This is a genomic window from Arthrobacter sp. YAF17, assembly GCF_052113365.1.
Classification (GTDB): domain Bacteria; phylum Actinomycetota; class Actinomycetes; order Actinomycetales; family Micrococcaceae; genus Arthrobacter.
This window is the reverse complement of record NZ_JBFRDB010000012.1, coordinates 63,030-87,176: the sequence shown is the minus strand read 5'-3', so window position 1 is coordinate 87,176 and position 24,147 is coordinate 63,030. Positions and strand designations below refer to the sequence as shown.

The window sequence follows — 24,147 nt, the reverse complement described above, 5'->3', positions numbered from 1 at the left end:
CATGACGGCAGAAGCATGGGAACCGGTACAAAGGGTTCGCACCTACGAACAGGTTATGGCCCAGATCGAGGACCGGATCCTGGATGGACGGCTCAAAGCCGGAGACAAATTGCCCAGCGAGCGGGACCTCTCCGCCCTGCTGGGTGTCTCCCGGCCCTCGCTCAGGGAATCACTCCGTGTACTTGAAGCCCTGGGCATCGTGGACATTCGTCCCGGCGGCGGCGTCGAAGGAGGCGCAGTCCTGGTGGGCGAGCCCGGATCGGGGTTCGTGAACCTGCTCAAGCTTCAGCTGGCCCTCGGCCAGTTCGAGCAAACAGAGGTTCTCGAAACCCGCATTGCACTCGAGACCTGGTGCTGTGAGGAAGCCGCGGTACGGGCAACCGAGCAGGACCACCGGGAACTGGGCCTGATCCTGGACCGGATGGACGACCCGAACATCACCACGGCCGAGTTCAACAAGCTGGACGCCGCGTTCCACGTCCGGATCGCCGAATCCACCGGCAACTCACTCGCATCCCACCTGATGGGTTCGCTGAGAGTCGCCATCAACCGGCAAATGATCGAGGCCTACGCCCGGCTCGAAGACTGGAAAGAAACGGCCCCCGTGGTGCGCCGCGAACACCGTCACATCCTGGACGCCCTCCAGCGCAGGGAACCGACGGAAGCGAGGCAGGCCGTGGGCGACCACATCCGCAGCTTCTACAACATTGGAAAAAACGTCGAGGCCTGAACCCACCTCGGTGACGCCGGACTCCGGAATCACCCAAGTGCAACGCCTGCGGCAACGCGGGGCAGGGAAAGTCCCTGTTCCATATCGAAGGAGATATGAACGCAGATGAGCGCTCTTATGCAATCCAAGGCTCAGCAGGCTGAGCACGGTTCACCCGACAAAAAGAAGGTCGCCATCGGCAGCGCCGTCGGCACCACCATCGAGAACTACGACTTCCTGGCCTACGGAACGGCAGCCGCCCTGTACTTCGGTACCGCGTTCTTCCCCGGCAGCGATCCCCTCTCCGCAACCCTGCTGGCCTTCGCCACCTTGGCAGTGGGATTCGCGATGCGGCCGCTCGGCGGACTCATCGGCGGCTACCTCGGCGACAAGTACGGCCGCAAACCTGTCCTCGTCGGCGCGCTTCTTGTGATGGGCGCCTCCACCTTCATGATCGGCCTCCTGCCAACCTACGAGCAGGTCGGCGTCCTCGCGCCCATCCTTCTCGTCTGCATCCGCGTCGTCCAGGGCTTGGCATTCGGCGCCGAATGGGGCGGAGCCATCATGATGACCTTCGAGCACGCCCCGTGGCGCAAGCGCGGCGAATACACCGGAATCCCCCAGGCCGGCGTCCCGCTGGGCCTGCTGCTCGCCAACCTCGTCTTCCTGGCCACCACCGGTTGGAACAACGAGTGGTCCTGGCGCGTGCCCTTCCTGGCCAGCTCCCTCCTGATCATCGCCGGCATCATCATCCGCCTGAAGGTCAGCGAATCGCCCGAGTTCGAAGAAACCAAGGCCCGCGGCGAACTCGTCAAGAACCCCCTGCTGACCGTCATCAAGGACGACTGGCGCACCATTCTGCGCGTCATCGGGCTCCGCCTGGCCGAATCCGGCGGCTTCTACATCATCGTCACCTACCTGCTGTCCTACATCACCTCGAACAAGATCGTCGACCGCCAGACCGGCCTGACCGGACTCGTGCTCGCCGCCGCTATCGGCGTTGTGGCTACCATCCTGTGGGGCCGCCTCACCGACCGCATCGGGCGCCGCAAGCTCTACCTGATCGGCTGCACCGGCATGATCCTCTTCGCCTTCCCGATGTTCCTGATGGTCAACACGGCCGTCCCGTTCCTGGTCGTCCTCGTCTACATCATCGGCCTCCCCATCCTCCATGACATGCTGGCCGGCTCACAGGGGGCATGGTTCTCCGAACTGTTCAACGCCAACACCCGCACGTCCGGCGCATCCATCGGCTACCAGTTCTCGGCAGCCCTTTCCGGCTTCATCCCGCTCATCGCAGCGGCCACAGCGGCAGCGTTCGGATGGACCGGTGTCTCCATCGTCTACATCGGCTGCGCCGCCATCGGCCTCATTGCGGCAATCGCAACCCGGGAGACCTGGGGACCCCGCCAGCGTCAGGAAGTCGATCAGCTCGTCGCCTCCGGCAAGTAACACGCACTGATATCCGCCGTTTGTGGCCCGGGCACCCGCCCGGGCCACAGCCGCGTCCGGGGTCAATTTCGCGGCGCCGCAAGCGACGTGAGGAACCGCGGCCCGCTCTCAGCGCCGGGCCAGCGGAAGCCTGAGCTTCATCGTCGTACCGCTTGGTCCGGTGCGGTCAATCTCGACAGAGCCGCCGGCGGCCGTGGCGATTTCACGGACCAGTGCCAGGCCGATGCCGAAACTGCGCCGGCTCCCGGATCCGTCCGGGCCGGCAGTCCTGACGAAGCGGTCAAAGATCCGGGCCTGGTCGACGTCCGTGATTCCGGTTCCGGTGTCCGCTACACAGACAACCGCCTGGTTGCCTTCGGTTCCTGTCCTGATGATAATGCTCCCGCCGGACCCCGTGTGGGCCAGGGCATTGTCGGCCAGGGCGAGCACCGCCCGCCGCAGGGAGTTCCGGTCGATGCGGGCCAGCGGCTGGCCGCCGTCGTCGGAGAAGGACAGCCGGACTTCCTGCCGCGCCGCAAGTTCCTGCAGGCTTTCACTGACGGCCCCAGCGACGTCGGCGAGCTCCACCGGCTCCGCGGCGGGCTCCGGCGCGGCTCCGGTGGCCGCCAGCAGGAGTTCGTTGACGATCCCGGTCAGGGTGGCCGCATCCTCCCGGATCTTGCCCAAGGCCCGGCCCGGTTTGGATTCAGGGTTGGCGTCGCGCTGGGCGAGCTGGATGCGCGCGTCCAGGATGGCCAAGGGCGTGCGCAGTTCATGGCTGGCATCCTGGACGAACCGCCGCTGCAGGGCAAGCGCTTCCCCTAGCGGCCGGATGGCGCTGCGTGCGCTGAGCCACCCGACGGCACCCGCCAGGACGATTCCCGCCGCTCCTGCGATGATCATCGCTTCGATCAGGTCTTTGGAATCGAGATAGGTGTAGGCCTCCCCGTGCGCAACGGAGCCAGGCAGGTCGGGGTGCGCCAGCTTGTTCATCAGGTAGGCGGTGGCGGCGGCGAGGAGGCAAAGAACAAGCACCGCGCAGGCGGCACTGGTCCGTAAAGCGACTTTGAGCGAGGCCCGCCGAAGTGTGTCGCGGTCCGGTTCGCCTGTCACCGGGGATATCCGATTCATGGGGCATCGCCGATCTGGTAGCCGACGCCGTGGACAGTTCGGACCACGGCCTTGGAAATCTTCCTTCGGAGGTGGTGGACGTACGTGTCGATCAGGCCGGGCTGGTCGGCGGCCCGGAAATGCTCGCCGAGCAGTTCCTCCCGGGTGAATACCCTGCCCGGTTCGGCGGCCAGGGCGGCCAGCAGCTCGGCTTCCTTTGCGGTGAGGGAGACCAACTGCCCGTAGATCGAGCGCACGGAACGGGACACCGGATCGAGTTCCCAGTCTCCGATGCTTACGGGCGCGGGTTCCGGCGTGAAGGTGCGCGTCAGGGCGCGCAGACGCGCCGCGAGTTCACCGGCGTCGAACGGTTTGGTCATGTAGTCGTTGGCCCCCGCATCCAGACCCCTGACCTTTTCATCAGTGGCCCCGAGGGCCGTGAGGATCAGGATCGGCGTCGGGACCCCCTTGGACCTCAGCGCGGTGATCAGCGCGACGCCGTCCATCAGGGGCAGGCCCCGGTCGATCACCATAACGTCCCAGTTCTGGGTGAGCGCCAGGTGCAGGCCGTCCAGGCCATCGGTGGCCAGCCGGATCCGGTAGTCCGTTTCCAGCAGTTCTGCGATCAGCGGACCCAGGGTCGCGTCGTCCTCCACCAGGAGCAGGGACGGCCGGCCGTCAGCGGTTGTCATGTCAGCTATTCTCTCGTGCCATGCCTTCCGCCGGCAGATCGCCTGCGGCGTCGCCGTAGTCAGCTGCGGGTTCGGTAGCTGCTCCACGGTTCCGGCGGCGGCGTTTCAGGAACTGGATAACCCACGGCAGGACGGAGACGAGGACCATAACAACGGCAATGACGTCGATGTTGTTGGCGACGATCTCATAGTGCCCCAGCCATGTCCCGAGCAGCGTCACGGACGAGCCCCAGGCCAGCGCCCCGGCGATGTTCCAGAGCGTGAAGGATTTGTACTCATAACGGGCGATGCCGGCGCTGAGGGGGGCGAACGTCCGGACCATGGGCACAAAGCGGGCCAGTACGACGGCGGCTCCGCCGTGGCGGCGGAAGAAGTCCTCCGTGGTGGTCAGGTGCGCCGTCTTGAGGATCCGCGCGTCGTCCTTGAACCACCGGCGGCCGAACCTGCGGCCGATCATGTAACCGACCTGGTCGCCGGCCACCGCAGCGGCGGTGATGACGCCGATAAGCACCGGCAGCGTCAGGTGCAGTTGCTCATGCAGGAGGCCTGCGGTGAAGAGCAGCGAATCCCCGGGCAGGAAGGGGAACAGCACGCCGGATTCGATAAACACCATCAGGGAAATGACGCCGAGCGCCGCCGGGCCCAGGCCCTCGAGCAGGCCCGCGGGGTCAAGGAGGGACGGGGATCCGGCCGCTAATGCCGGGGCGAGTGCTGAAGCGTAAATGCCGTGCATGGTCACGTCCTTAAGATCGGGTGGATCGGGTGGAACCGGTTGAACCGGTTGTTCGGGGCGAGGCCGCAGCCGGGAGGCGGTCCAAGATGCGGGGAACGAATCGGTTCCACAGGCCTCCGAGCAGCAGCACTGCCGCACTCGCCGCGAGGAAGGAGGCCGTCACATCGGTGGGGTAGTGGACCCCGATGTAGAGCCGCGACCATGCCACCACCAGGGCCACCACCACGGCGGCAGCCGCAGTGGCCTTGGCCCAACGGGTGCCGCGGGCCAGGAAGTACAGCGCAAATCCCAGCGCGACCGCAAAGGAAACGTGACCGCTGGGGAAGCTGTTGGAGCCGGTTTCGGGCGAAAGCGGATCGAACAGCAGGGCGGGGTTGGGCCGCTGGCGGGCGATGACGATTTTGAAGAACTCACTGGCCACCCAGCCGGAGCAGGCGACGAGGCCGAATGCGACGCCCTTCACAGGGGAGCGGCGGACCACCCAGAGATAAAGCGCGACGGCGGCCACCAGGACCACGCCGGCCGCCGGGCCGAACACCACGTTCAGAAACATTGCCACGCCGGTCAGCAATGCGGCGTGGTGCAGGCTGAGATCCTGGTCGACAACGAGCTCGGCCGCGCTGCTGCCGGGCACGTGCTGCACCGCCACTCCGAGCGCGAGGACGGCCGCGCACAGCAGCGCGCCCCACAGCAGCCAGTGGCGGACCTGCGGAAGAGCCCAGAACTGCGGGCGGGCGGCCAGAGGTGTGGCGGCGGGGTTCCGTCCGGTCGTGCGGTCAACGGGGGCTGGTCCAGGCATGGCGTCCTACGGATCGGGGCAGGGGCGCTGTCCGGCGCCTGCTTCCACTCTCCAGTGCGGCCTTTAAGAATGGCTTAAGAAGTACCGGGCCCATCCAGCAGCAATCCCGGCCGTGCAGCGGTACTGTGAGGCGCATGGAGATGCGCCTTGAAGTTGTGCAGGTACCCGTCGCCGACGTCGACCGGTCCAAGTCGTTCTACACCGAGAAGCTGGGCTTTGTCCTCGACCACGATGTTGAGTACATCCCCGGGATGCGGGTGGTGCAGCTGACGCCGCCGGGTTCGGCTGCTTCGGTCGTCATAGGAACCGGAATGACAAGCATGGCACCGGGCAGCCTCGAAGGGCTGCAGCTCGTCGTGCCGGACATCGGTGCGACCCGAGCCGAGCTCCTGGCCCGGGGCGCCGATATCAGTGAGGTCCAGGACATGGGCGGGGTGCAGTTTGCCTACTTCGCTGACCCGGACGGCAACCGCTGGGTCATCCAGGGTGCAACGTCTCCGGCCGCCATGCGCAAGTAAGCAAAAGGGGGGACAGTCCAGGATCCGCATGCGTCCGGGACCCTGAGATCAACGGTAGGCCGGTATAGCGATGTACTGGTTGATATTGGTGGATTTGAAGGCCGCAAACGTCAATGTGGATTGGCCGCCCTGCGGATTCCCCACCACGACGGTCTGCTTGGCGGAGTTCACGCCCAGCAGCGCGTAGGAGTGGTCGGACACCAGCTTGCCTTCAGTGTTGGAGGTCCCAGGCGTTCCGAGGCCGTTCGCGAATGCTGTGAAACGAAACGGAGTATGTGCCGTTGCCATTGTCGTGAACCATATTCACGATGGTGTCGGGCGCCCGGGCGGCGACCGTCAGCAGGGCCACGACGAAGTAGCAATCCCCGGTGTCCACCCTTGACTGGTGTACGCCGTACACTCTAGTCTTTATTCAACAGGTGTACGCCGTACACCCTGAGGAGTAGGAGCTTCAAGTGAACGCAGTCCAGGCCGGCAGTATCCACGCTCCGCGCGGCGCAGGCGACGCCGGCAGTCATGCGGGCGTCACGATGAGGGCGGCAACCTACCGCCGTTTTGGCGGCCCGGAGGTGGTCCGCGTCGAGGAAGTCCCCAAGCCCTCGCCGCGTCGGGACGAGGTCCTCATCAGGGTTCACGCCAGCACGCTCAGCGCAGCCGACCGCCGGGCGCGCAGCCGCACCGTTCCGGCGGGCATGCAGGTCCTCTCCGCCCTGGCGCTGGGCGCCTTCAGGCCGCGGCGCAGGATTCTGGGCATGGACATTGCCGGCGTTGTCGAGGCCACGGGTCCGGGCGTGAGCAAGTTCCGGGTCGGCGACGAGGTGGTGGCCATGCTGGGGGCCAAGTTCGGCGGACATGCGGACTACGTGACAGTCCGGCAGGACGGGCCCATCACCGCCAAACCGCGCGGCATGAACTTCGCGGAGGCCGTCACGCTTGTTTTCGGCGGACTTCCGGCCCAGGCGTTCCTGGCGCGCGCCGCCGTCGAACCCGGCCGGACCGTCCTCATCAACGGGGCCTCCGGCGCGGTGGGCACAGCTGCGGTGCAGCTCGCCAAACACCGCGGCGCGCATGTCGCCGCCGTCTGCAGCGGCGGAAAAAGCGGGCTGCTGACCTCCCTCGGCGCAGACCGTGTGATCGACTACACCGCTGAGGACTTCACCGCCGGGGGCCAGACTTACGACGTGATCATGGACTGCGTCGGCAATGCCCCCTTCAGCCGGGTCGCTTCCAGCCTGAACCCGGGCGGTGCACTGCTTCTGGTCATCGCGGACCTCAAGGGGATGCTGCAGGCACCCGGCAACAGCCGCCGGAGCGGAAAGCTCGTCACCGCCGGCGATCTCAAGCTCAACTACACCGCGGAAGACCTGGCCGCCCTCGTCCGCCTCGCCGAAGACGGCCGCTACCAGGCCGTCATCGACCGGACCTACCCGCTTGCCGAAATAGTGCAGGCCCACCGCTACGTGGATACCGGCGTCAAAAGGGGCAACGTCATCGTGCAGGTCGCCACCGAATCCCCGAACCGCGGAACATTCTAAGGCCACCCCCGGGGCGGTACTTATGGGCAGCCGGAACAGGGGCTATCGCCAGCACCCTGCCGGCGGATACCGTGCTGGCAACCACTCCCCCGCGAACACACCAGAAGGGACCCGGCACCGTGGAACTCATGACCGTCTGGACCACCCGCGGCGACGGAATCGCCAAGCTCTCGGCCGCCCGGGTGCCCCGGCCCGCCCCCGGCCCGGAGGAAATCCTGGTCAGAATCAATGCGCTCTCCCTGAACTACCGGGACCTGATGGTGATCAACGGGCGGGACGGCTGGAAACCCCCGGCGCCCGTGGTGCCGCTCTCCGACGCTGCCGGCACCGTGGTGGAAGCCGGCGACGGCGTCACCCGGTTCAGCGTGGGCAGCCGCGTCGCTCCGATCTTCCTGCCCAAGTGGCACACCGGGCAGCTGACCCGGGAGACCTACGTGGACCCGACCGGCGGCCCGTGCAACCGCGGCATGCTGGCCGAGTACGTCACGGTCCACCAGGATCAGGCCGCGGAAATCCCGCCGGGAATCAGCGACATCCATGCCGCCACCCTGCCTGTCGCGGCAACCACTGCCTGGCACGCCGTGGCGAGGCGAAGCCGCGTCCAGCCGGGCGAGACCGTCCTGATCCACGGCACCGGCAGCGTGGCCCTGTTCGCGCTTCAGTTCGCCGCCGCGCTCGGCGGAATCCCGATCATCACGTCCAGCAGCGATGAAAAGCTCGCGAGGGCCCTGGCACTTGGCGCCCGCCACACCGTCAACTACGCCGACACGCCGGACCCCGCAGGCCAGGTCCTGGCGTTCACGTCAGGAGAAGGGGTTGACCACGTCATCGAGACGATTGGCGGCGAGAACCTCAACCACTCGCTCAGGGCGGTCAGGATCGGTGGAACCATCAGCTTCATCGGCCTCCTCGCCGGGACCGCCGCCCGGGTCAACACCTACGAGTTCGTCACCAAGAACGTCACGATCCACGGCATTGAAACCGGCTCCCGCGAGATGTTCGAGGAGATGGCCCGCTTCATCGCAGAGCACGGCGTCGTCCCCGTGATCGACTCCACCTATTCCACCGGTCAGGTGCAGGACGCCCTCCGGCATCTCGAAGGCGGACCGTTCGGGAAGATCGTCCTTCTGCCGGCCAAGGAACCCGTCTAAGCCTTGGCACTCCCAGCGAGACGCTCCCGCCGCGCGAAGAGAGCGCACCGAAGGGGCCTATCGCCGTCGGTATGCTGTAGGCCAACGACGATGGGGGGATAGGTGGGAGTCTCTGCCGACAGCCCGGTTGTTATGGAGGAAAAGCTCCGCCGCTATCCGCCATTCGTGCGGTTCTGGCTGGCCTCGACGGTGTCCGATTTTGGCACCTACATAACTTCCGTGGCCCTCTCCGTCCTGATTCTGGTGACGATGAGCGGGACAGCCCTTGACCAGGGCCTGGTCAACGCTGCGAGGTGGGCGCCGTATCTACTCTTCGGTCTCGTGGCGGGGGTGTGGATTGACCGGCTTCCCCGCCGGACAGTACTTATCGGCGGAGACCTCGGCCGCGGCCTGATCCTGACCGGCGTGGCCCTGGCATCGGCGGCCGGCCTGCTCACCCTTCCGGCCTTGGCAATGCTGATCTTTGCCTTTGGAACACTGGCACTGACAAGTGACGCCGCGCATCAGAGCTTCCTCCCGCAGCTGGTCCCCAGACCCCTCCTGACCAAGGCCAATGCCCGGCTGCAGCAAAGCGATACCGTGGCACAAACCACCGGAGGTGCAGTAGCCGGCGGCCTGGTCGCACTGGTGACAGCCCCCTTCGCCTTGCTGCTGGATGCCCTCTCGTATTTCCTCTCCGCCGCGGTCCTCCTCACCCTCAAGCGGCCGTCCCAGGCTCCGGTCCCAAGCACACAACGGCTTCACCGGAAGGTCGCGGAGGGCCTTCGCTGGGTCTACCGGCATCCTTACCTGACGCCCTTGGCTTGCAGCACCCATATCTGGTTTATCGGCTCGTCCATCCTCGGAACCGTCCTGCCGGCCGTGATCCTGAACGATCTTGGTATGGGCGCCGTCGGTCTGGGCCTGGTCATGGGGTGTGCCGGGATTGGGGCTGTCGTCGGCACGACGGTTTCCACTCGAGTGGGCCACCGGTGGGGTACGGGCCGGACAATGGTTACGGCACGGGTGGCCCAGCCGGTCGCGATCGCGTTGGTGGCCCTGGGGCCCGTCATTGCCGGCGGCACAGGCGCGGGAGAGTCGTATGGCTCCCCGTTGCAGTGGACCGCGGAGATGTGGGCCGCCTTCGCTCTCATCGGCGCAGGGCAGCTGCTCTTTGGTGCGGCCATGGGCGTCGAAGGACCGCTGGAAATGGGATTTCGCCAAGCTGTCACCCCGGATCGCCTGATCGCCCGGATGAGTGCCACGATGCGTTCCGTGAACCGCGGAATGATTGTCATCGGCGCCCCGCTGGGCGGACTCATAGCCACCATGGCCGGCGCCGGTACCGCACTCTGGGTTTCCGTCGCGTTTCTTCTGCTGGCCTCCATGGTGCTCCTTGGCTCGAAGTTCAGAAGCGTGCGGACCGAGGAACAACAACTTACTGACGAGGAAGCACTCGCGCGCGATTGACAGCGGACGACGGCGGGACTTCCCGCCGTCGTCCGCTGCCTGGCCGGGCCTGGGTCAGCTCGCGGCGCCCTGCCGTCGCACCATCTCTTTGATCCAGGCCGGCGCGAACGGGGACGTACAGTTCGGCGGGGTCGGGTAGTCCTTGAGAACCTCGAGCCGCTCGCCGATGTCGATCGCCCGGGCACGGTGCGCGGCGTGCTGGATCCCGATCTGGGCCAGGCACATGTTCATCCCCCATTGCAGGCGATCCGGTGCGTCCTGCATCTGGGCCTCGATGGTGTCGAGCAGGCCCGGAAGGTCCAGACCCTGGGGCTTCTTCACCACTCGTTCGCTGGTCAGTGCCCAGCCGGCGCTGGCCACCACCGCGTCGGGATCCGCGGTCCAGGCCGTGCGCAGCTCCTCGGCGTGCGGGCTCTTCTTGACCACATAGTTCACCAGCCAGTCATGCACCTTGGCCGCCCGCGACTGGCGCAGCATGGCGTCCAGCTCGCCGCGTTCGAACTCCTTGGGCCGGCAGATGAGCAGCGCGAGGAGCCGGGCGGGCGTGTCATCCGTCGCCCAAAGCACCCGGGCAAGGTCCTGCTGCGTCTTCAGGCGTTTGGCGATGGCGCGCAGCTTGGAGAGATTCACGCCGTGGTCATCGCCGTGCCTCTCGTTGACCGCACGCACCTTCGGGTCCTCGAGGGCGGCCAGCTCGGCCATCAGCTCGGCGACTGTCGTCTGGGACATGGCATCCTTCCGGTCATTCATGTGCCGAGCCACCGGCCCGTCACTGTAGACAGCCTATGGCAACGTACTCAGCGCACCGACTTCCGCTCGTAGAGCGCCATCGACCAGGCGTACCCGGCGGCCGCAATCACCACGCACCATCCGATCGCGAGCACAGGGCTCCAGCCGAGCGGGGTGCCGAGCAGCAGCCCGCGGATGGCCTCAATGAACGGCGTGAACGGCTGGTACTGCGCGAACCACTGCATCCACTCCGGCATCGACCCGGTGGGCACGAACCCGCTGCTGAGGAAGGGCAGGAAGGTCAGCAGGAGGGGCAGATTGCTCGCGGTCTCGACCGACCTCGCCTGCATGCCCATGGCAACCCCGAGCCAGCTGATGGCGAACGCGATGAACACCAGCAGACCGGCGGCGGTGATCCACTCGACCGGTCCGGCGGTCGGGCGGAAGCCGATCAGCAGACCGACGCCGAGGACCAGCACGACGGCGATCATCGCCTGGATGGTGTTGCCGAGCACATGCCCGGCGAGCACCGCCGCCCGCGAGATCGCCATGGTGCGGAACCGCGCCGTGATCCCCTCGGCCATGTCCATCGATACCGTCGTCGCGGTGCCTCCGGCGCTGCCGGCGATGGTCAGCAGCAGGATGCCCGGCATCACGTAAGCGACGTACGCCTCCCGCCCGCCGGCCGGATCCGCACCTGGCAGGCCGGCCCCGAGGGTGCCGCCGAACACGAACACGAAGAACAGCAGGAGCACCACCGGGCCCAAGATGGTGAACACCGACAGGCCCGGGTAGCGGACCATGTGCAGCAGGTTGCGGCTGAGCATCGTGACGGCGTCGGCGATGACGTGGGATGGTCGGCCGGTGCCAGGGGTCGTCTTGCGTTGGGTGGTGATGGTGGTCATGACGCGGTTCCCTTCGTGTCTGCCCGGCCGGTGAGCGCGAAGAACACGTCATCGAGGTCCGGGGTGTGGATGCTGAGGTCGTCCACCTCAAGGTCGGCCGTGTCCAGGCGGTCCAGGACGGTGCGCAGCGCGCCCACCCCGCCGTCGCTCGGCACGGTGAGTGAGAGTCCGGCGTCGTCGCGGGCTGACTCCTCAAGCAGGCGGGAGGCGGCGTCGAGCGCCGCGGCATCCGCGAACCGGAGCCGGACGTGGCCTCCGGGCACCAGGCGCTTGAGCTCGTCCGGCGTCCCCTCGGCGACGATGCGGCCGCCGTCGAGCACCGCGATGCGGTCCGCGAGTTCGTCCGCTTCGTCGAGGTACTGGGTGGTGAGCAGCACGGTGGTGCCGTCCGCGACGAGGCTCCGCACGATGTCCCACATGGTGTGCCGGCTGCGCGGGTCCAGGCCCGTGGTGGGCTCGTCGAGGAAAATGACGCTGGGCGCCGAGACGAGGGTCATCGCGAGGTCGAGGCGGCGCCGCATCCCGCCCGAGTAGGTGGCGAGCGGCTTGCGGGCGGCGTCGATGAGGTCGAACTGCTCCAGCAGCTCGGCCACCCGCGTCTTTGAGCGCTTCGTCCCGAGGTGGCGCAGCCGGGCCATCAGCAGGAGGTTCTCCTCGCCGGTGAGCAGGTTGTCCACCGCGGAGAACTGGCCCGTCAGGCCGATCGCTGCGCGCACGCCGCCCGGATCGCGGACGACGTCGCAGCCGTTCACGACCGCTGTGCCGCCGTCGGGCCGGACAAGCGTGGACAGGATGTGCACGGCGGTCGTCTTGCCGGCGCCGTTGGGGCCAAGCAGCGCGGTGACAGTGCCGGCGCCCACGGCGAGGTGGACGTCGTCGAGCACGACTTTCTGGCCGTAGGACTTGCGCAGCCCGCGGACTTGGATCGCTGGCATGTTCATGTGATTCGTTCCCCTCTGCTGGTTGCCCGGGGTCACCGGGCGCGTTGGATGCTGATGTCGCTGGCCCGGGTGCGGGCACGCACGGCGACGGCCTGTTCCGACGCGCCGGGTGCGTGGTCGCCGCCGAGTTCGTTGCGCACGTGCCCGTCCTTCGAGGACAGGTCGAGCCAGGCGGGGACGCCGGGCCGGACGCCGATGGTGACCTGGCCGAAGCCGCTCTCCACCTGGATGGAACCGCTGGAGACCTCGCCCAGGTGGATGCTGCCGTAGGCGGTCTTTGCCGCAACGGAGGCGAGTGCCTTCGTGATCTCGAGGTCGCCGTAAGAAAGCTTCGCGTCGACGTCGCCGCCGGACTCCCCGACCAGGATGCTGCCGTGTGATGCCTTGAGGAGCGCGTCGCCGGTGACCGCGCCGATCCGGATCTGACCGTGGTCGGCCGTGATCTCGATGCCGCCTTCGGCCGTACCCACGGTTGCGTTGCCGTGCGAGGCGCGCAGCCACAGGTCGCCGGTGGTGTCGAGATCCACGCGGCCCAGTGAGCTTTTGATGCGGGTCGCGCCGAGGCGTCCGACGGTGCGGACGCCGCCCACCGCGATCTCGGCGGTAAACCGCGACCCCGCCGGCAGTTCGATCTTGACGTCGACCGACTCGGTGGGGCCGATCCAGCTGATCCGGGGCCGGGGGCCCTTGACGGTGACCCGCTGGCCGTCGAAGTCGACCGTGGTCTCCTCCGCGCCCCGGCGGTCCACCGCCTTCGCGGGGTTGGTGGGCGAGACGGTCACGACGGTGTCGGCGCGGTCACCGGCGAAGACGTCGATCGCGCCGACTTGCAGGTTGATGGCGAGGTCGACGGGGGCGGGGGTGTTGAAAGTGGGCATGCCGAAGTCTGCCTTTCTGTGGGTGTGTTTGTCCGGCCCCGCGGGGTTCGCGTGGCTGGTGGATAGGTGGTTGCGGTTGGGGTGGCGGGTTAGCGTGCCCAGCCCGCGAAGTTGTCGCCGGTGCGCAGCGTGCGCTGCGCGGATCGTCGCTGCTTGGGCTGGAGGGCGGTGGCCACGGCACGGACCAGCCAGGTGTTGACGGACAGTCCGTCTGCCGCGGCAGCCTCGTCCACCCGCGCCTTGAGGGCGTCGGGCAGGCGGAGGGTGGTGCGGGAGGTGCTCGCGTCGTCGAGGTCGAGGGGTGCGGCGGGGCGATCGTCGTTGTCAGGATCCGTGTTCGGCTGGGTGACGACGAACTCGACGTCGCGTCCGCGCAGCCGCAGGTCCACCGAGCCGGGCGCGAGGTCCCGGGTGATCTCGCCGGCTGCGGCCGACAGGACGTCGAGCAGTACAAGCCGCGTGGCGGCGTCCAGTCCTGCGGCGAGCCGTTCGGCGGCGGCGCGGGTATCGTCCGAGCCGTTCTCCGCGGCATCCACTAGCTGGCGTTGCAGGTCGCTGACATACTGTCCGAGTTCCATGCCACCATAGTGACACCATAGTGGTGTCACGTCAAGACTTTGTGGTGTCACTCGTTTCCGCGCAGGCATTCGTGACGACCAGCCGGTCCCGCGGGCCCGCCTCCGGGGCCCCGAGCCGGCCCTAGCCGGACCCGCGCAATTCCCGGCGTCGGGGGCTGATAATCAAGGCATGACGGCGTTATCGCACCCCCTGGCGGCGTCTGCCGCCTGCTACTCGCTGGGTGCCGTCGCGGTTGCCATCCTCCTGGTGATGGCGCTTCACAAACTCGAACCGGAATTCGACCCGTCCTGGCGGATGCTCAGCGAATATTCGCTGGGAAGGTACGGCGTGATCATGCGGATTGCCTTCATCCTCGGCGGAACCGGCGTCGCGGCATGCGGTGTCGCTTTGTGGCAGCCTGCTGGCGTGCTGGCTGTCGGGCTTCCCGTGGTTGCGCTTGGGCCGATCGGGGCGGCCTTCGTCGACACCGACCCGGTTACGACGCCGCGTGCGGAGATCACGGGCCGCAGCAAGGTCCACGCCGGTCTCGGCTCGCTCTTTATCCTGGGATTTCCCGTTGCCGCGACCTGTGCGGGAATTAGCGCAGCTACGTATTCGCCGGCCGGGCAAATTCTCGCGTGGGCGGCGATCATCCCGTGGGCGGGACTGGCCTGGTTCCTGGGTGCTGCAGTCCGGTTCGGCCAGCCCGACGCGGTCGGGAAGCCTGACGTGCGTGTCGGCTGGCCCAATCGCTTCAACATGCTGGCGTACCTAGCGTGGGTCGCACTGGCCGGCGGCCTGACACTGATCCAGGTTCTGTGAAGCCCTAGTCTGGCGACCGGTGAAGGACAAAGATCCCGCCATAGGCTGGCCGGCCCGCCCGCTGCCGGTCACTGCCGGTGTATTCGTCCAGCACCGCGCCGATCCGCCCGACGAGGTCCTCGGTGTCCTGTTCGGAGAGATGCAGGACGAAGCGGGAGAGGCTGGTGAGCGCGTCCGGTCCCGCTTCCGAGAGCTCCTCCCGGAACGCCTCGATCGGCGCCAATGGGCCGCCGGGACCAGCGTCGCGCAGTGCCGCGTCCAGATTCCAGGACCGCCCCGTGGAACGGTACGGCTTCTCCAGCGCGCCGCTTTCTCCGGCACGGACGTCGGCGGCTTCAAGGAATCCGGCCGAGAGCAACTGCCGCACGTGGTACAGCACCGTACCCGGGTCCTGGCCCAGCCGGTCGGCGAGTTGTTTGTTGGTCAGTTCGTGGAGCCCGCACAGGCGCAGGATCCTCAGGCGCAGCGGATGGGCCAGCGCTTTGATTTCCCGGGCGCTGGCGGCGGGTTTCTTCTCGTTCGCGCCCGTCGGCTCCGCGTCCGTCATGCATCCATCCTACGATCCGATGTACTTAATTCAACCCCCTTGAATTTTCTCAATCGATAGGGAATGGTTCACCCATGACTAGTTCCGCTCCGCAGGTGAAAGAACAGAGTGGTGCGCCGCTGGGTGCGTCCTACTGGAAACTCTGGACCTCATCCGGGCTGTCCAACCTCGCGGACGGCGTCTTCAAGATCGCGCTGCCGCTGCTGGCCATTCAGTTCACGCAGTCACCCACGCTGATCGCCGGACTGAGTGTCGCGGCGACGCTTCCCTGGCTCCTCTTCGCGCTCACCGCCGGGGCGCTGGCCGACCGGCTGGACCGGCGCAAGCTGATGCTGTGGGCCAACCTAGGCCGCGCGCTGTTGCCCGCCCTGCTGGTGGCCGGCATTCTGCTGGATTTGGGCTCCATCTGGGCCCTGTACGTTGTCGCATTGATGGTGGGTGTGGCTGAAACGCTCTACGACACCTCCGCCCAGTCGATCCTGCCCCAGATGGTCCACCGGGACCAGCTGTCGCGCGCCAACGGCCGGCTCTACGCCGTCGAGCTCACCGCGAACCAGTTCGTTGGCCCCCCGCTGGGCGGGCTGCTGGTGGCCATCGGCGTGGTCGCGGGCTTTGCGGCGCCGGCGGCACTGTGGCTTGCGGCCGTCGGGGCCCTGCTCCTTGTCCCGGGGGCTTTTCGGACAGAGCGGGAGGTGAAGACCACCCTGCGCTTCGACATTGGCGAGGGTTTGCGGTTCCTCTGGAACCAAAAGATCCTCCGCACGCTCGCGGTGATGACCGGCGTGTTCAACTTCGCCTCCAACGCGGCATTCGCGGTCTTTGTGCTGTTCGCCGTGGGCCCGGCCTCGGCGATGAAACTGTCCGAAGTGGGGTTCGGTGTGCTCTTGACGACCTCCGCCCTCGGCGCCTTCGTCGGGTCGTTCCTCGCCGAACGGGTGGAGGCAAAGCTGGGCCGGTCCAGGTCCCTGGCCCTCACGATCTTCGGTGGCGCGCTGTTCGTGGGTGCGCCGGCCGTGACGGACAACCCCTACGTTCTTGGCCCGCTGTTCTTTGTGGGCGGGGTGCTGATCGTGCTGTGGAACGTCATCACCGTATCCCTGCGGCAGCGTATTGCCCCCAACCGCCTGCTGGGCAGGGTCAACAGCGCGTACCGCCTGCTGGCCTGGGGCACCATGCCGCTCGGGGCGGCGGCGGGCGGCCTCTTGGCCCAGTGGCTGGGCCTGCAGGCCATGTTCGGCATGATGGGAGTCCTGACTCTTGCGCTGCTCGGGATGATGCCCATCCTCACGGACAAAGCTATTGCCGCGGCCGACGTCGAATCTTGACTTGGGCGTTCAAGCGGACGACGGCGGGAACTCCCGCCGCTGCCCTCGGCGCGTCACAGGAAAATACAACGTCACAAGCGCACAGTATGAACATGAAATCACTACTCAGCGATGAAGTCGTCGCCGTACGTGGCGTCCTCACCGATACTCACCCGGTCGATTTTCATGCCCTTGGGCTCACAGGCGCAATCGACCGCCTGGCCCTCCCCCTCCGCAACCGCGGCACCGCGGTGCAGCTGGAGCCTCCGCACCACGGGATGGAAGTGGACCGGAACACGGCAACTCTTCTGTACCGGGTGGCGCAGGAGCTCCTCAGCAATGTCTACAAATTCGCGCAGGCGTCAGCTGTGACGGTCCGGCTCGGTTGCGTCACCCATGGCATGAGCCACGGCGTACAGCTCAAAGTGACCGACGACGGCGGTGGTTTCGACGTGCCGGCAGCAATGGTCGGCCGGCACACCGGGATGGGACTGCGGCTCATGCGCATGGCCGTAGGCCTTGCGGGCGGAGAAGTGATCATCAATTCGTCCGCCGCAGGAACGTGTGTGACGGTAACGCTGCCCCTGGACTAACGCCGGCTGCCCGCATTCCGGCCCGGAATTGCCTCAGTCCCGGGCCCCTGCGGGGCCGGCGTCCGCGTCGGGGTTCGCGCCGCTGGTTGGCCGGACGTTCACGGGCGGCCTCGGCCCCTCTTCGGCATGCCGGAAAAAGTTCCGGGCCGCGAGTCCCACGGTCACCGCAACGGCTACCGCCCCGGCAATGAACCAGGCTTTCCCGGACGCTGTCCGCCTCGATTTCGCACGGGCGGATACCGGGGCAACTTTAGGAGCCACCCGCATCAGACCCTCGTGAACACGGGGAGCCAAAGTTTCCACTCCGCCGGCGAGCTCGTCAGCGAGCCGCCGTAGGCCGGCCTGGATCCTCGGGGACGCAGATTCAATCCCGTCATCGAGTCCCGCGATCGCTTTTTGCAATGCCGCCTCGACCCCGGGAGTTGCCCACTCCCGCCCCTTCGTGAGCTGAGACAAAAGATTTTCGGAAAGATGCCGGACCTGATCGGCCTGCACTGTGGGATTTGCCGTGCGCATGAGTGCCTCCTCGCTGTGATGGATGCCCATAGCCTACGGCGCCCGGCGCCGTCGAAACAGGCCCCTCCCGGTCCGGACGCCGGGGTTGGCGAGAGGTCTTCGTGCAGCCCGGGCCGGGCACTCCAACTCGCGACACGGGCCCCGCCGGCGCAGCGGGAGCCACACTTTCGTAGACTCTATGGAGATCCGACGTGTCTCCCCGTGGAGGCATGCCCGCCACAGGAAGAGTTATCGATGAAGATTGTCGTCCTAGTAAAGGAAGTCCCCGACACGTACGGGGACCGAAAACTGAACCTGGAAACAGGCCTCGCCGACCGGGAAGCCAGCGAGACAGTCATTGACGAGATCGGTGAGCGGGCCCTGGAACTGGCGCTCACGTACGCCGACGCCAACGAAGGCACCGACGTCGCGGTCCTCTCCCTCGCTCCCGAGGGTGCCACGGCAACTATCCGTAAGGGGCTCGCGATGGGCGCGGGCAGCGCCACCCACATCTCCGACGAGGCCCTCCGGGGTGCGGATCTCGGGCTCACTGCCGAAACCCTCGCAGCCGCCATCCGTCGCAGCGATTTTGACCTGGTGATCACCGGCAACGTCTCCACCGACGGATCCGGCGGCCTGATTCCCGCGATGCTCGCCGAACTGCTTGACGTGCCGCTGGCTTCCGGCCTCAACTCCGTGGAAATCAGCGGCGGCGCGGTGTCCGGCACCCGGCCCGTCGACTCCGGCGTGCAGCAGGTCTCAGCGGACCTGCCCGCAGTAATTTCCATTACCGAGGCGCTTCCCGGGCCGCGCTTCCCGAACTTCAAAGGCATCATGGCCGCGAAAAAGAAGCCGGTTGAGGTGCTGACCCTCGCGGACCTCGGGGTCACGGCCGACAACCCCGACGCGGCGCGCTCGATCATGCTGACCGTCGCAGAGAAGCCGCCGCGCGAGGCGGGCGTAAAGATCATTGACGAGGGTGATGCCGGCGAGAAGCTCGCTGACTTCCTTATCGAAAACCGACTGGCGTAAGGAACAACGGACATGACTGAATTCCCTCGTGACGCAATCCTCGTCGTCGTGGAAGCCCAGCCTTCCGGTGAACTCGAGAAGTCTGCTGCCGGACTCCTCGGCGCTGCCGCCTCCGCTGGCACACCGGTGGCACTGGTACTTGCCGCACCCGGCACCGGGAGCACCGCCGCCGCGGAGGCCGCGGCCCTTGGTGCCACGCGCGTACTCATCGCCGAGACGCCGGATCCGTCCGCGCTTGGAGTGCCGGGCGTTGACGCACTGGCCGCCGCCGCGGAGCAGGTGCAGCCGGACGCGATCCTGATTTCGCACTCCCTGAACGGCCGCGACCTTGCCGGCCGTTACGCTGCCCGTTCGCGGGCGGCGGTTTCCGTCGACGCGATCGGTGTGTCGCGTGACGACGAAGGCGTCGTGGCCCACCACTCGGTCTACGGCGGCGCCTACAACGTGACGTCAACGGCCACGTTCGGGGCTCCGGTCATTACGGTCCGCCAGGGCTCCATCGAGGCACGCGCCACGGCTCAGCCGGAAGCATCGGAGACCCTGTCGGTGACGCCCTCCGGGAAGACCGCCGCGCGCATCGATTCCTTCGAGGAGGTAGTAGCCGCCACCTCACGGCCGGAGCTGCGCGGCGCTGCGAAGGTTGTCGCGGGCGGCCGCGGTCTCGGGTCGGAGGAACAGTTCGCCCTCGTGGGGCAGCTCGCCGACACCCTCGGTGCTGCCGTCGGCGCCTCGCGTGCCGCCGTGGATGCCGGCTTCATCCCGCAGTCGGCACAGGTCGGCCAGACCGGGGTTTCCGTGTCATCGCAGTTGTACATCGCGCTGGGCATTTCCGGCGCGATCCAGCACCGGGCCGGCATGCAGACCGCCAAGACCATCGTCGCCATCAACAAGGACGGGGACGCGCCGATCTTCGAGATCGCCGACTTCGGTGTGGTGGGCGACGTCTTCCAGGTTGTCCCCCAGCTGATCAGTGCCCTTGAGGCCCGGAAGAAGTAGCCATGGCAACTCTGTCTCGGTCCATCCGTCGGGGCCTGCCTCGCGTCGAAGGCGGCGACCCCTGGCCTCCTGCCGGCGAGGCGCCCGCACGCATTGTTCCGGCGGAAGCTCCGGAAGAGTCTGTTTCCGCGGCTGCACCGGTCCCCGCCGCTCCTGCGGCCGCCGCGCCTGTTCCTGATGTTCCCGCCACTCCCGCCGCTGCCCAGGAAACGGCATCGGGTACAACGGCGGTCTCCGCACCGGTCGCTGCCGTAAACGCGGGCGCTGCGGGGGCGCGGCAGCTTCGCCGCGGCCTGCCACGCGTGCCAGGCGGCGAGCCCTGGCCGCCCGCGGGCGCGGCCCCGGCAGCAGTGGCGGCCCTGTCCGCGTCCCCCGCCGCAGACACGACGCCGACGACAGCTGACGCCACGCCGACCCCGACGCGGACCGCTGACGCTGCTGCGCAAGTAGTGCCGGAAGTGACGACGTCGCCACCGCCTTTAGCTGCTCCCGCCACCGTACCCGCCGCCCCGACGACGGGAACCATGCCGCTGCGTCGCGGGCTCCCCCGCGTTCCCGGTGGTGAACCGTGGCCGCCGGCTGGACTCGCTCCCGTGGCCGCTGTCGCTCCTGCGGCTGCCGCCGCCCCTGCCGGGCAGGCACCTCCCGAACCCCTCGTCGAGACACAGGCCCCAGCTGCCGCCGTCGTGGAGACGGTTGCCGAGGCGGAGCCGCCGGCGCCCGCAAGTGCACCCGCCGCCGTCGTAACCGCCCCGGCACCGGCGGCACAGTCTGCCTCTCCAGCGCCGGCGGCACAGCCTGCCGCCCCGGCACCGGCGGCACAGCCTGCCGCCGCGGAAAAGCCCGCGAGGCCGAAGGCCGAGGCCAAACTTTACGGTTCGCGCACCCTGGGCCAGTGGATCAAGCGCGTGGTGCTCCTCGCCGTCGGCGCCGTGGCCGCCGCGGCGATCCTGGTCCTCGCCGCCCGCGGTGTGACCACGTTGCCGGGCGTGCCGGAGTTCCTCGAGCGGTACCCCGGCGAGTACCACCTGCCCGAGGCCGCCGAGCCGGGCTTCCCGTGGTGGGCGCAGTGGACACACTTCCTGAACCTCTTCCTGATGGTGCTCATCATCCGCTCCGGCTACCAGGTGCGCACGCAGCAGAAGCCGCCGGCGTTCTGGACGCCGAAGCGCGGCGGCAAGAAGATCAGCATCAACCTGTGGCTGCACCAGTCGCTCGACGTCTTGTGGCTGGTGAACGGTCTCATCTTTGTGGTCCTGCTGTTCGCCTCGGGGCACTGGATGCGGATTGTGCCTACCAGCTGGGAGGTGTTCCCGAATGCGCTCTCCGCGCTCCTGCAGTACATGACCCTCGACTGGCCGGTGGAGAACGGCTGGGTGAACTACAACAGCCTGCAGCAGCTCATGTACTTCCTCGTGGTGTTCATCGCGGCCCCGCTCGCGGCGATCACGGGTGCGCGCATGAGCGAGTTCTGGCCGAAGGACGCGAAGACGCTGAACAAGGTTTACCCGGTGGAGGCGGCGCGCGCGGTTCACTTCCCGACCATGCTGTTCTTCGTGCTGTTCATTCTGATCCACGTGTTCCTGGTGTTCGCGACCGGTGCGCTGCGCAACCTGAACCACATGTACGGCGGCACCGACGCAGTGAACTGGGCCGGGTTCTGGCTCTTCGCGGCCGCCATCGCCGTCACGGCAGCCGGGTGGTACGCCGCCCGCCCGCTGGTGCTGGCACCCATCGCGAAGCGGTTTGGTCAGGTGAGCAGCCGCTAGTCTTCGGGGCTTCCACGGGACCTACCCTTGGACTGCCAAGGCAATCCGACACAGCAACGCAAGGATGGATTAATGCCTGCTAGTTCAGATGTACGGGGCACAAACAACTGGACGGGCACAGGCCCGGCGTATGCCCAGAGCTTTGCGCACTTGTGCGCCGGAGCCATCGCACCGCTGCTGGCCGCGGTCGAAGACGGCGTAGGCCTGCTGGCAGGAAAACACCTGGCGGATGTGGGATGTGGCGCCGGAACGCTCGCTGCCCTCGCGACCGGCCGTGGCGCGCGCGTGACTGCCGTCGACCCCGACGCCGAGATGCTCTCGCTGGCCCGCTCAGGAGCACCCGACGCGGAGGTGTGCGTTGGGGCCGTCCCGACCCTTCCTTTTGAGCCGGATACCTTTGACGTTGTGGTCGCCAATTTCGTCGTGAACCATGTGGGCGATCCTCGGGCTGCGGTCGCTGATCTCATGCGGGTTTGCGCGCCCGGCGGGGTTGTTGGCGTGACCGTCTGGCCGTCGGCGCTATCAGCCATTAATGCCCTGTGGGCAGAAGTCGTCAGTGCCAGCGGCGCCCTGACACTGCCGCCTCAGCATTTGTCGGCCGAGATGGATTTCGACCGCACGGAGCGTGGGCTCGCGGAGCTGCTGGCCGGGGCGGGCTTGACCGGCGTCGAGGCAACCACCCTCACCTGGGAGTTCCGCATCGACGCCGACGACCTGTGGGCCGGACCGGCAGGCGGCGTGGGCGGGATCGGCAAGATCGTGACCAGCCAGACGCCGGCGACCCAGTCCCTCATGCGCAGGGAGTATGAACGGCTCGTAGCCCCGATGATCCGCGGCGGAGCGGTCGTTCTGCCCGCCGTCGCTCTCCTGGCTACCGGTCATGCCCCGGCGTCGACAGGGAAGGTCATGAACGCCGGTGTCTCGTACGGGTGCGCGGACAGTGCGGCGGTGACGACGGCGTCGCGCCGGGAGCGCGGGTAAATGGCCTCGATCCGGGTTTCCGGGACTTCCTCGGGGGAACCGACGGCGCCGATGGTCGGGTTCGCGCCCGGCAGCGGCGTGAAGCGCCCGGTGCCTTCGACGCTGAACGAGCAGTGCGAGTAGTTGCCCAGCCTGCCCGCCCCGGCGTCGCCTATGGCCTGCCGGACAGCGTGTGCAGCTTTGCTGGGGACGTAGATGACCAGGCAATCCATGGGCTCCATGGCCGTGGTTGCCCTGGTCAGCTGGCCGGGTCGTACTGAAACCGCCTGACCTCTTGCGCGCAGCGGCAGGCAACGGCGATCTTCGCTGCCCACTCAACTGCAGCTTCCCGCGAGGGCAGCTCGAGAACGGTGTAGCCGCCGTTGGGCACCTTGTGGCCCGGGTGCGTGCCCTCGGTGACGGTGCCGTCACCGGCCACGAGCACCGGGGCCACGTCCTCATCGATCCCGCCGCCGAAGACGTACACGCCTGCTGCCTTGGCCTCGTCGATGACGGCGTGCGCGGCTGCGGCCACCGCCGCGAGGTCTTCCGCGGGGAACACCATGGCCTCACCGGGGAACGAGATCAGGTACTTGGTCATTCGAGGACTCCTCTGCCCCGGCGGCGCCATCCGTCGGCTTTTCTCTGCGGCACCGCTCTGGCGCCCCGCCCGATTATGGCCCCGGGGCCCGACAGGCAGTCAAGGCCGATCGTCCCGACCGGCCCGCAGAACCTGCCCGGGCGGTATGGCCGGAGGGCATGTCCCTGCAGCGCCGACCTGCTGCCGCGGGAGGCGAGGATGGCGTCGTCGAGGCTGGCGCCTTGGTCGTCCCCGTTTGGCCAAGTGCAGGCCGCCGCCAGTGGCCTGCACTTGGTCCCTTTCCCTGGGTCCAAACGCAACCGCAGCGGATTGTTTAGAATCTCGGTCTGAACAGTGCCGGCGCCGGGGCCACTGTGACGATTTCGGCCTGGTCCGGGCCCACTATCGTGCAAGCACCGCCGCCACCGCCCTCATCAGTCAGAAATTCGTTGATTTCGTCCCAATGCGACCGGCGAGGTCTTTGGCCGCGTCCCATATACTCGACGATCTGAACGCAATGACGTCCAACCCCGGGTTCGCCGGCGTTGAAGCCACTAGAGCTGGTGTTTTTCCGTCGGCTGTTATTAGTGCTTCTCGACCGTGCTTCATCGCACGAGTTGAATCTCCCCTGCGGGATTTTACAAATGCAACTGTAAATACACCGGGCGCGTCTGCGGCCGGCCTAAAAGAAGTCTTACTCATTTTCTCTCCGTTGATCCCCAAGCTTCGGAGTCTGCAAAAAGTGCGGAAGCGTGAGCTTCACGATCGGCGACGTCTCCCTGCAGCATCAAGCGCGGGAATTATCGGCACACATGCATATTTCGGCAGGTCAGAGTCTGATTTATCCCCCAATCATCGACTTAACTCGTCATCGTCCTCGCAGGAGACGCGAAAGTCAACGGCGGCTGTCT

At 67.2% G+C, this 24,147-nt stretch carries 26 protein-coding genes; 13 read left to right on the top strand and 13 right to left on the bottom strand.

All coding sequences use genetic code 11. The annotated features are described in order from the left end of the window. Window position 1 precedes the first annotated feature (1 nt). Window positions 2-730, top strand: a complete 729-nt coding sequence (locus tag AB4Y67_RS11670; RefSeq protein ID WP_441405939.1) for a FadR/GntR family transcriptional regulator — start codon at window positions 2-4, stop codon at window positions 728-730. A gap of 105 nt (window positions 731-835) precedes the next feature. Then, complete coding sequence (locus AB4Y67_RS11665) at window positions 836-2,161, top strand: MFS transporter (RefSeq protein ID WP_441405938.1); 1,326 nt, start codon at window positions 836-838, stop codon at window positions 2,159-2,161. A 108-nt stretch (window positions 2,162-2,269) separates the two neighbouring features. Here the strand turns inward: AB4Y67_RS11665 and AB4Y67_RS11660 are convergent, their stop codons facing one another. From AB4Y67_RS11660 to AB4Y67_RS11645, 4 genes are read right to left on the bottom strand one after another with little or no spacing between them, the layout of a single operon-like run. Further along, on the bottom strand, window positions 2,270-3,253 hold the full coding sequence (locus AB4Y67_RS11660) for a sensor histidine kinase (RefSeq protein ID WP_441405937.1): 984 nt from the start codon (window positions 3,251-3,253) through the stop codon (window positions 2,270-2,272). A gap of 14 nt (window positions 3,254-3,267) precedes the next feature. Further along, window positions 3,268-3,942, bottom strand: coding sequence for a response regulator transcription factor (locus AB4Y67_RS11655; protein WP_441405936.1), 675 nt, complete (start codon window positions 3,940-3,942; stop codon window positions 3,268-3,270). A 1-nt stretch (window position 3,943) separates the two neighbouring features. After that, on the bottom strand, window positions 3,944-4,675 hold the full coding sequence (locus AB4Y67_RS11650) for a DedA family protein (protein WP_441405935.1): 732 nt from the start codon (window positions 4,673-4,675) through the stop codon (window positions 3,944-3,946). 10 nt (window positions 4,676-4,685) lie between these two features. Continuing rightward, complete coding sequence (locus AB4Y67_RS11645; RefSeq protein ID WP_441405934.1) at window positions 4,686-5,474, bottom strand: phosphatase PAP2 family protein; 789 nt, start codon at window positions 5,472-5,474, stop codon at window positions 4,686-4,688. A 134-nt stretch (window positions 5,475-5,608) separates the two neighbouring features. On the opposite strand from AB4Y67_RS11645, the gene AB4Y67_RS11640 reads away from it, so the two are divergent. Next, window positions 5,609-5,992: a VOC family protein gene (locus AB4Y67_RS11640; protein WP_441405933.1), complete on the top strand. Its 384-nt coding sequence runs from the start codon at window positions 5,609-5,611 to the stop codon at window positions 5,990-5,992. Window positions 5,993-6,040: 48 nt separating this feature from the next. Here AB4Y67_RS11640 and AB4Y67_RS11635 read toward each other — a convergent pair whose 3' ends face one another. Then, entirely contained in the window at window positions 6,041-6,280 is a 240-nt protein-coding gene (locus AB4Y67_RS11635; protein WP_441405932.1) for a hypothetical protein, read from the bottom strand. A gap of 167 nt (window positions 6,281-6,447) precedes the next feature. Between AB4Y67_RS11635 and AB4Y67_RS11630 the strand changes: the two genes are divergently transcribed. From AB4Y67_RS11630 to AB4Y67_RS11620, 3 genes are all read left to right on the top strand, one after another. Further along, the gene (locus AB4Y67_RS11630; RefSeq protein ID WP_441405931.1) at window positions 6,448-7,527 is read left to right on the top strand and encodes an NAD(P)-dependent alcohol dehydrogenase; all 1,080 of its coding nucleotides are present in this window, start codon (window positions 6,448-6,450) and stop codon (window positions 7,525-7,527) included. Window positions 7,528-7,655: 128 nt separating this feature from the next. Beyond that, a complete protein-coding gene (locus AB4Y67_RS11625) occupies window positions 7,656-8,678 on the top strand; it encodes a zinc-dependent alcohol dehydrogenase family protein (protein WP_441405995.1) in 1,023 nt (340 codons plus the stop codon). A 102-nt stretch (window positions 8,679-8,780) separates the two neighbouring features. Further along, the gene (locus AB4Y67_RS11620) at window positions 8,781-10,127 is read left to right on the top strand and encodes an MFS transporter (RefSeq protein WP_441405930.1); all 1,347 of its coding nucleotides are present in this window, start codon (window positions 8,781-8,783) and stop codon (window positions 10,125-10,127) included. A 54-nt stretch (window positions 10,128-10,181) separates the two neighbouring features. Here the strand turns inward: AB4Y67_RS11620 and AB4Y67_RS11615 are convergent, their stop codons facing one another. The 5 genes from AB4Y67_RS11615 to AB4Y67_RS11595 all read right to left on the bottom strand — a co-directional run bounded on the left by AB4Y67_RS11615 (window position 10,182) and on the right by AB4Y67_RS11595 (window position 14,158). After that, window positions 10,182-10,856: a DNA alkylation repair protein gene (locus AB4Y67_RS11615; protein ID WP_441405929.1), complete on the bottom strand. Its 675-nt coding sequence runs from the start codon at window positions 10,854-10,856 to the stop codon at window positions 10,182-10,184. 68 nt (window positions 10,857-10,924) lie between these two features. Continuing rightward, window positions 10,925-11,761: an ABC transporter permease gene (locus AB4Y67_RS11610; protein ID WP_441405928.1), complete on the bottom strand. Its 837-nt coding sequence runs from the start codon at window positions 11,759-11,761 to the stop codon at window positions 10,925-10,927. Continuing rightward, entirely contained in the window at window positions 11,758-12,702 is a 945-nt protein-coding gene (locus tag AB4Y67_RS11605; protein ID WP_441405927.1) for an ATP-binding cassette domain-containing protein, read from the bottom strand. The genes AB4Y67_RS11610 and AB4Y67_RS11605 overlap by 4 nt, the downstream gene beginning before the upstream one ends. 32 nt (window positions 12,703-12,734) lie before the next feature. Further along, window positions 12,735-13,580, bottom strand: coding sequence for a DUF4097 family beta strand repeat-containing protein (locus AB4Y67_RS11600; protein ID WP_441405926.1), 846 nt, complete (start codon window positions 13,578-13,580; stop codon window positions 12,735-12,737). An 89-nt stretch (window positions 13,581-13,669) separates the two neighbouring features. Continuing rightward, the gene (locus AB4Y67_RS11595; protein ID WP_441405925.1) at window positions 13,670-14,158 is read right to left on the bottom strand and encodes a histidine kinase; all 489 of its coding nucleotides are present in this window, start codon (window positions 14,156-14,158) and stop codon (window positions 13,670-13,672) included. A 169-nt stretch (window positions 14,159-14,327) separates the two neighbouring features. On the opposite strand from AB4Y67_RS11595, the gene AB4Y67_RS11590 reads away from it, so the two are divergent. Further along, window positions 14,328-14,960 (top strand): DUF998 domain-containing protein, encoded by a 633-nt coding sequence (locus AB4Y67_RS11590; RefSeq protein ID WP_441405924.1) that lies wholly within the window; start codon window positions 14,328-14,330, stop codon window positions 14,958-14,960. Window positions 14,961-14,964: 4 nt separating this feature from the next. Here the strand turns inward: AB4Y67_RS11590 and AB4Y67_RS11585 are convergent, their stop codons facing one another. After that, a complete protein-coding gene (locus AB4Y67_RS11585) occupies window positions 14,965-15,507 on the bottom strand; it encodes an ArsR/SmtB family transcription factor (protein WP_441405923.1) in 543 nt (180 codons plus the stop codon). A gap of 74 nt (window positions 15,508-15,581) precedes the next feature. On the opposite strand from AB4Y67_RS11585, the gene AB4Y67_RS11580 reads away from it, so the two are divergent. From AB4Y67_RS11580 to AB4Y67_RS11555, 6 genes are all read left to right on the top strand, one after another. Beyond that, complete coding sequence (locus tag AB4Y67_RS11580; RefSeq protein WP_441405922.1) at window positions 15,582-16,832, top strand: MFS transporter; 1,251 nt, start codon at window positions 15,582-15,584, stop codon at window positions 16,830-16,832. Between the two features lie 92 nt (window positions 16,833-16,924). Continuing rightward, entirely contained in the window at window positions 16,925-17,404 is a 480-nt protein-coding gene (locus AB4Y67_RS11575) for a sensor histidine kinase (RefSeq protein ID WP_441405921.1), read from the top strand. 750 nt (window positions 17,405-18,154) lie between these two features. Beyond that, window positions 18,155-18,931 carry an electron transfer flavoprotein subunit beta/FixA family protein gene (locus AB4Y67_RS11570; RefSeq protein WP_441405920.1) on the top strand — a complete coding sequence of 259 codons (777 nt, stop codon included), beginning with the start codon at window positions 18,155-18,157 and terminating at the stop codon, window positions 18,929-18,931. Between the two features lie 12 nt (window positions 18,932-18,943). Then, complete coding sequence (locus AB4Y67_RS11565) at window positions 18,944-19,927, top strand: electron transfer flavoprotein subunit alpha/FixB family protein (protein ID WP_441405919.1); 984 nt, start codon at window positions 18,944-18,946, stop codon at window positions 19,925-19,927. 593 nt (window positions 19,928-20,520) lie between these two features. Next, entirely contained in the window at window positions 20,521-21,696 is a 1,176-nt protein-coding gene (locus tag AB4Y67_RS11560; protein WP_441405918.1) for a cytochrome b/b6 domain-containing protein, read from the top strand. A 72-nt stretch (window positions 21,697-21,768) separates the two neighbouring features. Next, window positions 21,769-22,677 (top strand): class I SAM-dependent methyltransferase, encoded by a 909-nt coding sequence (locus tag AB4Y67_RS11555; RefSeq protein WP_441405917.1) that lies wholly within the window; start codon window positions 21,769-21,771, stop codon window positions 22,675-22,677. Here AB4Y67_RS11555 and AB4Y67_RS11550 read toward each other — a convergent pair. Beyond that, the gene (locus AB4Y67_RS11550; RefSeq protein WP_441405916.1) at window positions 22,575-22,898 is read right to left on the bottom strand and encodes a hypothetical protein; all 324 of its coding nucleotides are present in this window, start codon (window positions 22,896-22,898) and stop codon (window positions 22,575-22,577) included. The two genes, AB4Y67_RS11555 and AB4Y67_RS11550, sit on opposite strands and share 103 nt — an antisense overlap. 17 nt (window positions 22,899-22,915) lie before the next feature. Beyond that, the gene (locus AB4Y67_RS11545; protein WP_441405915.1) at window positions 22,916-23,257 is read right to left on the bottom strand and encodes a YciI family protein; all 342 of its coding nucleotides are present in this window, start codon (window positions 23,255-23,257) and stop codon (window positions 22,916-22,918) included. Window positions 23,258-24,147: the final 890 nt, after the last annotated feature.